Origin of the sequence: Pseudoxanthomonas gei, assembly GCF_010119615.1 — a bacterium.
In the GTDB taxonomy this organism is placed as follows: Bacteria; Pseudomonadota; Gammaproteobacteria; order Xanthomonadales; family Xanthomonadaceae; genus Pseudoxanthomonas_A; species Pseudoxanthomonas_A gei.
The window spans coordinates 290,375-303,674 of the sequence record NZ_QOVG01000004.1 but is presented as its reverse complement, the minus strand read 5'-3'; the positions used below and the strand labels follow the sequence as shown (position 1 = coordinate 303,674).

The following is a 13,300-nucleotide window of genomic DNA, read 5'->3' as shown; positions in this document are numbered from 1 at the left end:
ATGGGACTATTCAGCGGGATCGGTGGCTTTGAGCTCGCCTTCTCGCGTCGCGGTGTTGAATGCGTCGGCCTGTGTGACATTGATCCGGTTGCGCAGGAAGTGCTTCGCTTCCGCTTCCCCAATGTTCCGATTTCTGGGGACATTCAGAAGTTGAAAGGTCTCCAAGGTGCCGAAATACTAACTGCGGGGTTCCCCTGTCAAGATCTGAGTCAGGCCGGCGAGAAGGTAGGTATCAGAGGAGCAAGGTCTGGACTAGTGGACGAGATATTCCGGTTGATTGCCGCTGAGAAGCGCAAGCCGAAGTGGGTGATCCTTGAGAATGTCTCTTACATGCTGAAACTAAAGCAAGGACGTGCGATGGAGCATGTCATCAAGCAGGCTGAGGCTCTAGGTTACAACTGGGCCTACAGAGTCTTGGATGCTAGAAGCTTCGGATTGCCGCAAAGGCGCGAGCGTGTAGTTATCCTTTTGTCTCTTGAGGAGGATCCGTCGCAAGTTCTCTTCCCAACCGGTTACGTGATTCCTAATGTTGACGACGCTGTCGGCTTTGTGGATGAAAAGAGCTCGTACGGGTTTTACTGGACGGAAGGCAAGAGAGGGCTTGGCTGGGTCAAAGATGCGGTCCCAACCATCAAGGGCGGGTCCGCCCTTGGGATACCATCTCCTCCCGCGATATGGGTTCCCTCGACAGGACAGTTCGGCACGCCTTCGATATTGGATGCCGAGCGGATGTTCGGGTTTCCAGCGGGCTGGACTGAGCCTGCCATCAAGCAGTCGTCTAGGGCTGGAGCTAGATGGAAACTTGTTGGGAACACCATCTGCGTACCTATGGTTGACTGGGTAGCCGAGCAGATAGAAGCTCCTAAGGGGCTGGGGGCGCCGGTGCATCGGATAGCGAAGACTGCAAGGCTCCCTAAAGCCGCTTACGGACTTAGCGGTCAACGTTATTCTGTCGATGTCTCAACTTGGGCAATACAGGCACCGGCGCCTCGGCTGGCTGCTTTTCTCCAGGACCCATTGAAGCCCCTATCGCTGCGCGCTGCCTCAGGCTTTTATCAACGAGCACAAGAAAGTACAGCGATTAGGTTTGCAGATGGCTTCCTGCCGAGCATGGCTGCCTATATTGAGGACGCAAGGCTTGTCGCTGCTTCCTAACTGATTGATGCGTATGCAACACCGGCCACCTTTCATTCGGGGCGCGGGCCTCATCGAAACCTTGGAGAGATAAAGCTTTATGCTCTGTGCTCACACGGGGCTAAAGTGATGTCAGAAACTAACAAGACAACCCTCTCAAAGTTTTGGGACGAGGCCGCAGCTTACGCTGAGGGGGGCGACGGTCCAGCGTCGAGCTCAGCCAAGGCGGATCTATCTAAGGCTATAAATGAGTTGGTCGGCGGTGAGCGGCCCAAATCGGTTTATGTAGCCAAGCTCACGAACAACGGGTTGCATAATCAGTTCTGGCAGGGGAAGAGCGTCTCCGAGAAGAACGACGTAATGGTGTTCTTAGATCAGTCGAGTAACGCTGAGATCGTCATTCAAGCTGCTCGCGACCGGTTGAACCCGAGACCCGACAGCGGATTTGAAGCTGTTGTCATTGGAGCGGACCTCGGTGGTGGGCAGTGGGCCATCCATGAAGTAGTCGAATATGATCACTCTTCCATCGGAGCTCGGCTGAAGAGCGAGACCGGAGGCAACTTTCCGATAGTAAAGGTGCCCGACCCAGCAGCCACAACTCGGGCTACATCCTCGTTTACGGAAGAGCCGGCCACGGGAAGTCCTGAGGACGGTGGGGCTGACGCGCCCTTCTCAGCCCGAGAGATAGTGGAGCATTTGCTTGAGGCTCGTAACGTCGTCCTGGAGGGTCCCCCGGGGACCGGAAAGACTCGCGCCGCCTTTCTGGCAGCCAATGTTTTAGCAGGAGGCAATGCAAGAGATCTGCGTCTGGATCGCTTGCTCTCGGGGAACCTTGTTGAAGACAGCGTAGACATCTTGCTAGCCGCGCCGCTTGTCTGGGATTTTGTTCAGCTGCATCCATCTTTCGGGTACGAAGAGTTTGTTCGCGGAATGAGAACAGACCCTGATGTGCCGGGTTTCGCCCTCAAGAGCGTCGACGGCATTCTTCCTCAGATATGTAAGGTCGCCGCCATCCGCGAAGGCAAGCCGACGCTGCTTATTATTGACGAGATAAATAGGGCCAATCTTTCCGCCGTACTCGGTGAGACTATTTTCGCCATTGATCCGGCGCATAGAGACGAGGAAGTTCGACTTCAGTACAAAGCGCCAAGTGGTGGAACCGACAGCTTGAGTGTCCCTGCAAATCTCTTGATCTTGGGTACGATGAATACCGCAGATAGATCAATAGCGATGCTCGACTTCGCGGTGCGTCGCCGGTTTAGATTCCTGCGTATGCAACCTTCTCGAGATGCTGTGCTTGAACACTATAGTGCGACTCCTCATAGGGCTGCGAAGGCAGCGGAGGTTTTCGACGCGGTTATGGAATCGGTAAAGCAGGAAGATTTTCAGCCTGGACAGTCTTACTTTCTAGTCCCCGATCAAGAGAAGCTGTCGGTCTCCGAATGGGGTGAGCGCTTCGCGTCGCTGCTCGTGAACAACCTGCGGCCCTTGCTTGAGGAGTATAGAGAGGAAGGAATGGCCTTGGGCAACGTTACAGTAGGTGTCGAGAGTGGCGAAATGGATCTTTTGGCTTCACCAGTGAATGCGGTCAGGGACTCGCTTACGACGTGGCTCTGTGATGAGAGCGGCTCATGAACGAACTTGAGCTCAAGAGGGCGGTAGCTAATGCAGCCGGCGTCGAGCTGGGTGAAGTAACAGTCAAGAGTAGGCCTGGCACGCAGATAAAGGCGAACGGCCTCTGGGAAGGCAGTTGCAAGCCTACGGCGGCACGAACGCGGGTTGGACTTTTTTTAGCTCAAGATAGACCGGACATCGCGGCAAGCGGCGCTGTTAGGCGCCTCACTCTTGCGCTTCCATTCCCGGAGGCCGTATTGGTGGTAGCCCAGCCAAATAGTGCAGATCAGCGGGCAGATGTTGTCGGGTATGAGGACAGTCTGACGGCCAAAGCTTTGGCTACATCCTTCGGCGCAAACATCCATCTGGTACCGAGGCCTGCGTTTACGCGACGCGAATGGAACGCGCCGCCTCTCGGAGTGGAGTTTCTGAAGGAAAGTCTTAAGCACGCGCCCAACATCGTGCTGCAGGGGCCGCCGGGAACCGGCAAGTCGAGCATTGCGCTTGAGCTAGTTAGACAGTTGGCCGAGTCGGGTGGAATGACATCGGCTGAATGCAGGCTCGGTCGGATTGCGTCAGAGAAAGGGAGCATGGAGCTTCTTCTGGCTGATAAAGATGCTTGTAACACTCCGCCGGTGGTATGGGAGTTTGTACAACTTCATCCTGGATACTCTTACGATGACCTGGTGAGGCGGGTGGTTCCCGTAAGTAGAGACGATGGCCAGATTCAGCTTAGGGTTGAAGATGGACTTCTCCCACAGATGTGCCAGGTAGCAGCGCTGCGAGAAGGCCCCGTAATACTGGTACTTGACGAGATAAATAGAGGAAATCTCGCCGCCATTTTGGGCGAGTTCGTTTTCGCTATCGATCCGGGTCACCGAGGCACGGAAGTTCGTTTGCAGTACCAAGGATCTGGATTAAGTCCAACGGTTGCGGTCCCTCCCAACCTCTGGATCATTGGAACAATGAACACTGCAGATCGATCTATAGCACTTGTCGACTACGCTATTCGGAGACGCTTTCGGTTTATCGATGTTCCCGCTTCAACAGAGGATCTAGAGGCGTGGTATGCCGGTGATTCGGCGAAGCAGCAGGTGGCCTTGGAGTTGTTCCAACAAATCAACTCCGGTATCGCAGACAGACTTAAGGTAGGGCACGCCGCACTCTTTGTGGCGCCGTCGCCTGATGATGAAGAGTGGGCGGCAAAGGTCGCGCGTAGAGTTGCTTTTGAAGTATTTCCGATACTCCTGGAGTACGAGAAGGAGGGCCTGAGGGAGCAAGGAACCTTCACTTTCCGTAACCTAACTTTGAACATGTTGAATCAGCGAGAAGCCGCGGCAAAGCTTAGATCAGAAATCAGACAAGCCTTGGAAAGTTAGCGTGGTTCCGCATCCACTTCTAACTGCTCTTGGTGCCTCGGAAAAAGACGGCGAGAAGGGCATTGTTCTTGAGCTCGTTGAGCATGAGACAAGGTCGATCCCGATCGAAAACGAGAGCGCGCTCAGCGACCTCCAGTCAGTTTCGCAAGCTCTCTCTTCAGCCCTAGTTGCTGATTTGCTGAGGCTCGATATTCGTAAGGATGCAACTGGCGCTACTAAGCTCGTAATAAAAACATCAAGCAACGTGGGCTTCGTTTCTATCAACGCGGCGGACGGGACGCGCTGCCTCGTGCGGGTGGTTCCGAAAGTAGGAACTGCTCGCATGCTTGAGCTTGGCGCCTTGGCCGGCATGTTGCCAAGATGGAGTCTTGGTGGAGCGTATGTCGCGGAATCGTTAGAGGAGTCGCTCCTAGAATGGACGATTGCGGCCTACGAAGAAACGCTAAGACGATTCCTAGCGTTGGGGGGATTGCGGAACACGCATCAGCGCCTGACTGCTGACCTGAAGAATCGTGTGAAGGGTCGGCTTCTTGTGGGTCCATGGCTGAGGAATGTTGCTAAGGGCAGGCCGCATGTCGTGCCTTGTCAGTTTCCCTCTCTAGAGCTTGATAATCCGCTTAACCGTGTACTGCGTTGGGCAAATCATGTTGGCATCTTCGCTGCGCATACGCTGAAGAACGGTAATGTGCTGGCCGAGCGGTTACGGGTGCTGGACACACAGTTTCACGCAGTAAAACTTCAGCGTCCTGATCTGAGCGCGTCGACGCGCAATCGGTTAGCAGGCAACCAGCGACATTATGCGGACGCCCTGAAGTTGGCCGAGATGGTAATCAGCTCTGTACATGTCGGCAGCAAGTCGGGCGACATAAGATCTATTGCGATCACGCTCGATATGAACAAGGTCTATGAGCTTGCCTTCTTCAATGCGCTGAGGTCTATCAAGCCTGACGCCAGTCGGCATGAAGAGTGGATAATCACCCTATCTACGCCGAAAGACTGCCCGCCGGATCGTCGTCTTATTAGATCAACCCGCATGATTCCTGACGTATGGGTGCCGGGCGATGAGACTCGTTACCCGGTAGTGATTGACACGAAATGGAAACGTCTCCTCTACGGCTCCTCCGAAGCTGATGATCTCGTTTCTATTACCGATACAAGGACTGTCAGGTTGCGGCCTGAGGATATGTATCAAGCGACAGCATATGGTCTTGAGGTGATCCATAGGGCAAGAGCGAATAGGAAACCAGTTCTTGGATGTGTGACTGCACTTGTATATCCAGCTTTGCAGAGCGTGCCAGATTTATCGAGGACGATTGAGGTCAGCGAGTCTCAAGTGATTGTCACCTTGTTGGCTTGGAACCTTGAAGCGCCAGTGATCGCTGAGGTAGGGAGCATTTGGAACCGGTTGCAGCTGTCGGCTGCCTTGCCGGTGACCGCGTAAGCAAAGTTTGCTCAAAGATTGTGGGCGCGTGATAGCCGTTTTTGCGAAAAAATGTGAAGGGGTTCGATAAGAGCAGGCGTTCCCAGATTCCCCCGGGCGCCCCCTAGAGTCGTCACCAAGGCTATATCGAGGCCCTTGCTGCGTCGTCTACCGGTTAGCCGTTTGACACTGCCAGTCGCCCAGGATGCGCCGCAATGCCTTGAGGCTGTTGTCCTCCAGCGCCCGTTGACCACTAGCTTGGCTGGTGGTACAAAACGGGCTAACGTCCGTTGCGGGGAGTTGTACCCATGAAGCTTGTCGCCTACTACCGTGTTTCCACAGAGCGACAGGGACGCTCCGGCCTGGGATTGGAAGCGCAGCGTACAGCCGTTGAGACCTACGCCCGCCAGTCTGGTGGCAGGGTGCTGGACTCCTTCACTGAGGTGGAGAGCGGCAAGCGTGATGACCGCCCAGAGCTGGCCCGTGCGCTGCTGCTGGCCAAGGTCACTGGGGCCACGTTGGTGATCGCGAAGCTGGACCGCCTGAGCCGCGATGCTGCCTTCCTGCTGACACTGCAGAAGACGGGGACACGCTTCACCGCAGCCGATCTCCCGAACGCCGATGAGACCACTGTGGGCGTCCTAGCCATCGTCGCCCAAAGGGAGCGCGACGCGACTTCCCGGCGTACGAAGGAAGCGCTCGCTGCTGCGAAGGTGCGAGGCACGAGGCTAGGGAACCCCAACGGGGCCGCAGCGCTCCGTAGGGCAGGGAAGGGCAATGCTGCAGCCGTGGCTGCGGTGAGGATCCGGGCACAGTCCCGTGCGGCTGACCTTGGGCCGATTGTGGATGACCTGAGGGCAGGAGGCGTGACCAGTCTGGGAGGCATAGCGGACGCGCTCAACTCGCGGGGAATCGAAACGCCGCAGGGCAAGCAGTGGCACAAGAGCAGCGTTAGGAACCTGTTGGACCGGCTCGCTGCCTGAGGGTCTGCGCGGTTTGCGCCCGCTCTTCCCTCTGTACCTGCCCAGCCATACGGCAGGTGTCGATTAGGTATGGGGCCACCATCGGAGAACCAGAGTCGCCGAAGGGTGGATTTCAGTGAGGCAGAGCCGCACCCAAGCACTCCTCAGGTCTCCCCTGCGGATTGCTGCTGACCATCGGAAGATCGATAGGGGGGCACCATCGGAGAACAGACCTCTGAGACCTCTGTCCCATGAGGGGGTAAGGGGGAGAACTTTAGGATTACCTCAAGGTGTATTGAGGTGGTACCTAAAGCTTCCCTGTGGGGTTTCCTATTTGAGGTGTTCTGTTAGGTACTAGGTATAGATATCCCCCAAAGATCACCTAAGGACTCCTCAGGATCCGCAGTGTCTCTCCCTGCGTCCTGCCAGTTTTTTTTACCCCTCTGCGTCCTGCCGATTTTTTTCTCCCTGCAGGGGCACCTCCAATCCACCTCACGCCTCCGCCTGGATCTCCTCCCGGGCCGCTTTGCCGTGGATGAGGTGAAGCCACAAGACCACCCCAAGGATCCCCTATGGACTACGCCACCCGGCGCGCTGCCCGATTGACGGGACGCGCTCCCAGAGTCGACAAACACGAGGGCCATGAATGTGCGGTCGATGGATGCTCCCGCACCTGCCGCGCAATGAGTCGCTACTGCCTGCGACACGCCAGCGCCTTCTACCGCACCCGCAACCCAACGGGACGCCTGCCCCGAGTGCAGGAGATCAATCCGTATCGGGACAGAGCCGCCTATGCGCTAGACGTCTATGGCCTAGGCGAGCATCCCGCCATCGTCGCTGCAGAGCAGACCTTGGAACGGATGATCGCAAGTCCCGGCGCCGTGCCCGAGCGGTATGCAAAACACTGGCGACGATTGAACGAAGGAGGGGCGACCGGGCGAGGGATGCTCCTCAACATCCTCGCTGTGTACGGTCTCCGCTATGTCGGCGTGCGGGACGTGTTCACAGATGATGCCGTCCACTTCACCTGCCTTGGCTCGCGCTGGCTTCGCACGGTGCCGCTAGGTTGGTACCGGACCAGCGGCGGCAAGCTGGAGCAGGTACGCCTGCCCGGTCTCCTCGCCGAAGAGGTCGGGCGTGCACTGGCCTCCAAGATCGGAGGCCTAGCCATTCTGTTCTGGAATCGTGTTGAGCAGATCGACGCAGAGCGCGCTGCAGAAGCAATGACCATCCGCGAAGCGCTGGAGCGCAACCCGCTCTAGCCGCACCTCACCACCACCTCAACCCGCCGCCTGGTTCTTTCAGGAGGTTTCACCGTGTTCGCTGTTCTTGCGCCGCAGCGGGCACTTTCCTATGGGCGCAGCAATAAAGGAAACAACGCATGAGCAACAACACCCCAAACGGCGGCATCGTGGTCACCCCGCGTCCCGGCAATGTGAGCGTTTCGGAAAACGTAAGCGAGACCGAAGTGCTTGCGTTTTACCCAGACGGTTCCCAAGGGATCCTGAAGGTCCGGACCAGCAATGACCAGTCTCCGACTGCAGAGGCAGAGTTTGAGGCCTACATGCTGACCGTCTGCCCCGAGAGCCTTACTGAAGGCTTGGAGCGAGAGCTGCAGCAGCTCAATGCGAAGTTGGAAGACTTCAGCGGCTACGACAAGGAAGGGAACGCGATTCTGCGGTACACGGGCCGAGAGCGAGAGCTGATGGTCTACAAGTACGGTAACCGCCGCCATGCCCTGATCCAAGCGCAGAAGGTCCGCGCACAAGCAGAGCGCATGCAGGCCGAAGCGAAGAAGACGCGCGCGGCAACCAGCGCGCGAATCGAACAAGCCGCTCAGGCTCAGGCGCAGAAGCTGATCGAACAGGCAGAGGTCGACCGGCGAGCGAAGCAGATCGCCGCCCGCGCTGGCGTGAGCGGCTGACCTCACCACTACCTCACGTCACACCCCAAGGCCTCCTCGCGGAGGCCTTCTCATTTCTGGAGCAATCATGGAAACACAGCCCACCTATCACAGCCCCCGCAACGCACCGCCCGAGCAGCTGCAGCGAATGGACCTCACGTTCACCCTGTTCGCCCTGCTGACCATCCGCGCCTTCCGGGCAAAGATCGCCACGGAGACCGGTAGGCGAGTAACGCTCGCCATGGCACTGGATGCACTGATCAAGTCGCACCCCTTCGCCAAGCCATCCGGCGATTCGCGGAGCCACTGATCATGTCACCGCAAGGATGCCCCAAGTTCGCTACCTGCAGCGCACCGTATTGCCCGCTGGATCCTGATCGATCTCATACCACCACGCTCTACCGCGAGCCGTCCTGTCTGTACCTTCGGGAAGCAGTGAAGGTGGATGGGGCAGTGCCTGCCTACCTGCGCCCTGCAGTGGATGAGTCCCTCCGTCTTGTCCTGACCGGCAGTGAGGGAGGCGACTACCTCCGCACAGTGCTGGCGCGCGCCTCCAAGCAAGGCAGTTCACGGGCGAAGGTCTGCGGTGTCTGACATTGGCCTAGAAGGCCTCTGGGAGTAACACCTCACGGGGCAACTAGGGGTATGCCCTTGCCACCGTCCTGGAATACCTCCGGATCCCGTGAGGTGTGCTTCTCAGCGTGTCCTAGACACATTCAATCGAACCCATCTCCAAGGAGAGAAATCATGAGCAAGCCTCTCGCCTGCCGAACCACTATCAAACCCGCCACGCCTGTGGCCACCGACCCCGCCGCACTGGAACGCCGCAAGACCATCTCTCGACTGCGCCGCGCAAAGCAGGGACTGGAAGCCTTCCTGTTCCGATTGGATGCCCTGCACGCTGACAAGAGTGGCGCCTACCGCATGGCGTACCCCGGCACTCCGCTATTGAGTGACGAAGCGGACGGTAAGCTGAAGAGCATCGCCCGTACGAAGCGGGAAGCGGAGACCGGATGCGAACTATGCGCCGCCTGGATTTCGGAGACCGCAGACCTTCGTGAGCGGATCGAAGTCCTGAGGAATACCAAGCTGCCCGAGAAGGATCCGGACTACAACGGCCCATGCGTCATGCCTATCCACGCTCACCGCGCTGGCAAGGCGCGCCCGCGTTCCTGTTTTCCTAGTCTAGATCCCGCCGAAGTGGTGGCAGCACATCAAGCGCAGCGTCTAGAGCGTAAGGCGAGAGGAACAGCTTTCCTGCAGGAGTTCCTCGCCGACATAGAAGAGGCCGCAGAAGCGAAGGCCGCAGCGAACGTGCCGCATTGATCCCACAAAGCAAAACCCCCTCAGCGCGAGGGGGTCTTTTTTTAACCTTCCCGGCCCAGCTGCGGGCCGTCGCCGAGAGACCACCATAGGTGACGCTTGCCGATGCTGATCCAGAGCGAAGAGCGGGACAGTTCAAGTTCGATGCGCATGGTGTTTCGGCTCCCCTGAAGTGATCCCCTGCTGACGTGAGGGGCGGCCGTGGGGAGTATCAAAGCACCTTTATGCAGTGAATAAAATGCCTGCTAATGGATGTCCATTCGGTAGCGGATCTACTTCCGCTTTCGGGCCTTCGCCTTGACCGTTACAGCCACCTTCGCGCCACCCTCGGAGACGTAGAAATCTACTTTTCCGTAGGAGATCAGCCCTAGCGCCTTATGGTTCTCCACGTCCTGCACGCTACCCCTGTCCACATAGGGCGTAGACGATCCGAGATTTTCATGGCCGACGATCAACTGCGCCCGCTCCAGAGGAACGCCACGGGAAAGCATCTGAGATTCAACGGTGTTCCGAAACGAGTGGAAGACGAGCCTCTCGTCTCCTATTTCCAGCTTTCCCTTGAGGTAGCCAAAGCGCTTGCCAATCAGGTGGCTCCGCTTGTTGTCGTATCCGCCCGGCAGTAGACCCGGAATCAAATAGCCGTCCGCAGAGGACTCCACCAGACGCGCAACCATGGGGGCCACAATCGGATGCACCGGTACACGCCTCACGGACGCCTGCCGCTTACCCTCAGTGACCATGAAGGAATCGCCATCGACGTTGGAGACTTTCAACGAGGCCAGTTCGTCTAGGCGTGCGCCCGAGTACGCTGCAAGCACTGTAAGGGGCCATAGAGGATCACCCGCAGGGATACCCTCAAGCATCGCTGCGACCTCTTCGTTTCTCCATGGGCGATGAGCGGGGAGCTTTCCGCGAACATCCTTGGCCGGTTGCAGTTCGTGGAAGGGGTTCAACGGTCGAGTGTCTGCATCCTCATGGTCGAGGATCCACTTGAAGAATACCCGGAGGTCTGAAAGCCACTTGACCAGAGAGGAACGCGATAGCCGTTCTCCCGATCCTTTCTTCCCGATCTCCTTGCCCTTGAGGTGTTTGAGGTAGTCCACTGCAACGCTCCGCCGAACTTCCTTCCAGCTTCGGTTGCCACCGAACCACACGACGAAGTCTCCGATCCTGCGTTCCTTCTCTATTCGCGTGGAGGCTCGGACCACGCCGTCCTTTTTCAACTCTGCGAGGTGCGCCTCCATCAACAGCGCAAGCGCGGTTTCCCTACGTCCTGCGACAACATCGAACGAACGGCGGATCGTGGCGATATCCGCGGGAGATAGGGGTGGGTGACCACCACTTTGCACAGTCTGTAGGTTGCCTTTCTCGGTCGTTACCTCTTCTTCGGTCGTCTCCTCCAGACCACGCAGGCGCTCCTCCTTGAACAGCAGGAGGTCGAGCGCCGCGTCCATCGTGACCTCAGCCTCACGCGCCGTGATAGCTCCCAGCTCCATCTGCTGGCGTAGCTGTTGCGCTTGCTGCAGTAGCACCTCAGCATTACCCTTGATAGGTGACGCCAGCGCTTCGTCGATCTCCGTCTGCATTACAGCAAGCGCCTTAATCAGCCTCCTGCGCGCCTCTACAACGTCCCTCGTTTTCAGTGATTTGACCTTTTCGGTCATGCCCACTGCTCGCTGTGCCCCCAGCGGAACATGCAGACGTGCGAAGTAAGTTTCTCCGCGTTTTTTCAGGTGACGATCAGCGCTCAAGATTTGACCTTCCGGTACAGTTATCCGGTACAGTTTGACCCGTGAAACCCAATAAACTCAAGGCTTCAATGGCTTAGGGTCGAATCTGTCAGGATCCTATTTCCGGCACCAGGTTGAAACAGAAAAGCCGCCTCGCAAGGGCGGCTTTTTCTTTGGCGGCTCCTAGTGGCGAGTCCGGCGCCCGCAAGAGGCTGTGTGTCTTCTTCGTTGCGCCGCGCACTGTACGAACACCTCTCATGCATTCAGAAAGTCCGTCGTGCCAGCGGTGCGCGTGACGCGCACTTCGCAGGCGGTTAACCCCCGATGCGCCACCTTGCAACCCGGCCGCATCCAATTTCGCATGCGAAACATCCGGTGCCTTAGCAGGCACGCAAGGAGAAACACGATGAACCAGATTCCCAATGGCGCAATGGTAGTAGTGGCAGACGGCGAGGGCGCGCGGGTGTTCCGCAATACCGGAGACGAACAGTCCATTTCGCTGAAGCAGGTCGAATTGCACGAATTGATGAACGTGAATGTCGATGGCCCCGCAGGCAGCATGCCGGGCGGATCCAATCCCAAGCAGCTGGACGAGGCGACCTTCGCAAAGCAGCTGGCGCACAGCCTCAACGAAGGCGCGCTGAAGCAGCGTTACGAACACCTGGTACTGGTGGCCGACCCGATCACCCTGGGCCGCGTGCGCCCCTTGCTGCACAAGGAAGCCACCCAGCGGATGGTGCTGGAACTGGGCAAGACCTTCACCAATGCGGCGATCGAGGATATAGAAAAGGCGCTTTCCTGACCCCACCCTGCAAGCTGTGCCTGGCCTTATGGTCAGGCGCACCGGCATCAATGGGTTGGTATTGACGCCTGGGGAATGGGCCGGGAAACCGGCCCTTTTTTATGAGCGCGCGAAGGATTGCGCCGGCAGCGTGGCAGGCCTTGCAGATGCAGCGACAGCAGGCGCACCGGATCGGTCAACTGGACGCGAATCGCGCTTCGTGAAACACGGATCGGTTGATTGTCCGGAGCTTCGCGACTTGCGTCGCTCCTACAGGTTCTGCCGTGGCATGGCGAGTGATTGGTGTTAGGGAAGGGCGTGATTGCGTTGCTCCTGCAAGTATGCGTGCGCAGGGAACTGTATTGGCTATGGCGGTGTTCGCTGCAGCAAGTATCCGTTGCTGCTTGCGATGAGCGGGGTGAATGCCACTTCGCGCACGCTTAACCGCGGGTGCCGCAGATTCGATGGCATGGGCGAAACGCCCGAGTGCGCGCCGGCGAGGCGGGAGGATCATGAATACGACAAATAGTGAGTCCGTTGGCGGCGAAGTGGAGTCGATGCCTGGCGATTGCGGGTTTGGAGCTTTCGCATCTGTGCGACGGCTAGCCCCATGACCTACCAATCGGCGTATGCCGCGGCCGAGCCGGAACGCAGCAGCGTGGACGCGATGGCTGGCCTCACCTTGATCGAGTTCGGTGCGCCCTGGTGTGGGCATTGCATCGCTGCACAGGAGGCCTTGCAGGTGCTCCTCGGTTCGCAGCCGGCAATCACTCATATCAAGGTGGAGGATGGACGCGGCAGGCCGCTCGGGCGCTCCTTCAGGGTCAAGCTCTGGCCGACCCTGGTGTTGCTGCAGGATGGGGTGGAGATCGCACGCGCGGTGCGGCCACGCGAGCGAAGCGACCTGGCGGGAATGCTGGAGGCCATCGATTCGTCCCACTGATCGTATTCCGGCGTTGCCACGGCCCGTGTAACCGCCGTTGCACCTGTCACTGGAATCGTGGCCCACATTTCCAGTTTCATTTCGGTTCCGTCGGTGGCTCCGCACGTTGCG

12 protein-coding genes are annotated in these 13,300 nt (G+C 58.1%); 11 read left to right on the top strand and 1 reads right to left on the bottom strand.

The annotated features are described in order from the left end of the window. The 9 genes from DT603_RS08195 to DT603_RS08155 all read left to right on the top strand — a co-directional run bounded on the left by DT603_RS08195 (position 1) and on the right by DT603_RS08155 (position 9,738). Positions 1 to 1,155 carry a DNA cytosine methyltransferase gene (locus DT603_RS08195; protein ID WP_162349420.1) on the top strand — a complete coding sequence of 385 codons (1,155 nt, stop codon included), beginning with the start codon at positions 1 to 3 and terminating at the stop codon, positions 1,153 to 1,155. A 108-nt stretch (positions 1,156 to 1,263) separates the two neighbouring features. Beyond that, complete coding sequence (locus DT603_RS08190; RefSeq protein WP_162349376.1) at positions 1,264 to 2,769, top strand: McrB family protein; 1,506 nt, start codon at positions 1,264 to 1,266, stop codon at positions 2,767 to 2,769. After that, entirely contained in the window at positions 2,766 to 4,127 is a 1,362-nt protein-coding gene (locus tag DT603_RS08185; protein WP_162349375.1) for an McrB family protein, read from the top strand. The genes DT603_RS08190 and DT603_RS08185 overlap by 4 nt, the downstream gene beginning before the upstream one ends. A 1-nt stretch (position 4,128) precedes the next feature. Further along, positions 4,129 to 5,568 carry a 5-methylcytosine restriction system specificity protein McrC gene (locus tag DT603_RS08180; protein ID WP_162349374.1) on the top strand — a complete coding sequence of 480 codons (1,440 nt, stop codon included), beginning with the start codon at positions 4,129 to 4,131 and terminating at the stop codon, positions 5,566 to 5,568. 287 nt (positions 5,569 to 5,855) lie between these two features. Next, entirely contained in the window at positions 5,856 to 6,530 is a 675-nt protein-coding gene (locus DT603_RS08175; RefSeq protein ID WP_162349373.1) for a recombinase family protein, read from the top strand. Between the two features lie 551 nt (positions 6,531 to 7,081). After that, positions 7,082 to 7,771: a hypothetical protein gene (locus tag DT603_RS08170; protein ID WP_162349372.1), complete on the top strand. Its 690-nt coding sequence runs from the start codon at positions 7,082 to 7,084 to the stop codon at positions 7,769 to 7,771. 119 nt (positions 7,772 to 7,890) lie between these two features. Continuing rightward, complete coding sequence (locus tag DT603_RS08165) at positions 7,891 to 8,433, top strand: hypothetical protein (protein WP_162349371.1); 543 nt, start codon at positions 7,891 to 7,893, stop codon at positions 8,431 to 8,433. 67 nt (positions 8,434 to 8,500) lie between these two features. After that, positions 8,501 to 8,722 (top strand): hypothetical protein, encoded by a 222-nt coding sequence (locus DT603_RS08160; protein ID WP_162349370.1) that lies wholly within the window; start codon positions 8,501 to 8,503, stop codon positions 8,720 to 8,722. Between the two features lie 437 nt (positions 8,723 to 9,159). After that, positions 9,160 to 9,738 carry a hypothetical protein gene (locus tag DT603_RS08155; protein WP_162349369.1) on the top strand — a complete coding sequence of 193 codons (579 nt, stop codon included), beginning with the start codon at positions 9,160 to 9,162 and terminating at the stop codon, positions 9,736 to 9,738. 269 nt (positions 9,739 to 10,007) lie between these two features. On the opposite strand, the gene DT603_RS08150 is transcribed toward DT603_RS08155, so the two are convergent. After that, positions 10,008 to 11,486, bottom strand: coding sequence for a tyrosine-type recombinase/integrase (locus tag DT603_RS08150; RefSeq protein WP_343037736.1), 1,479 nt, complete (start codon positions 11,484 to 11,486; stop codon positions 10,008 to 10,010). A gap of 385 nt (positions 11,487 to 11,871) precedes the next feature. Here DT603_RS08150 and DT603_RS08145 point away from each other — a divergent pair, with 385 nt between their 5' ends. Beyond that, positions 11,872 to 12,267: a host attachment family protein gene (locus DT603_RS08145; protein ID WP_162349367.1), complete on the top strand. Its 396-nt coding sequence runs from the start codon at positions 11,872 to 11,874 to the stop codon at positions 12,265 to 12,267. A gap of 589 nt (positions 12,268 to 12,856) precedes the next feature. Continuing rightward, on the top strand, positions 12,857 to 13,189 hold the full coding sequence (locus DT603_RS08140) for a thioredoxin family protein (protein ID WP_162349366.1): 333 nt from the start codon (positions 12,857 to 12,859) through the stop codon (positions 13,187 to 13,189). Positions 13,190 to 13,300: the final 111 nt, after the last annotated feature.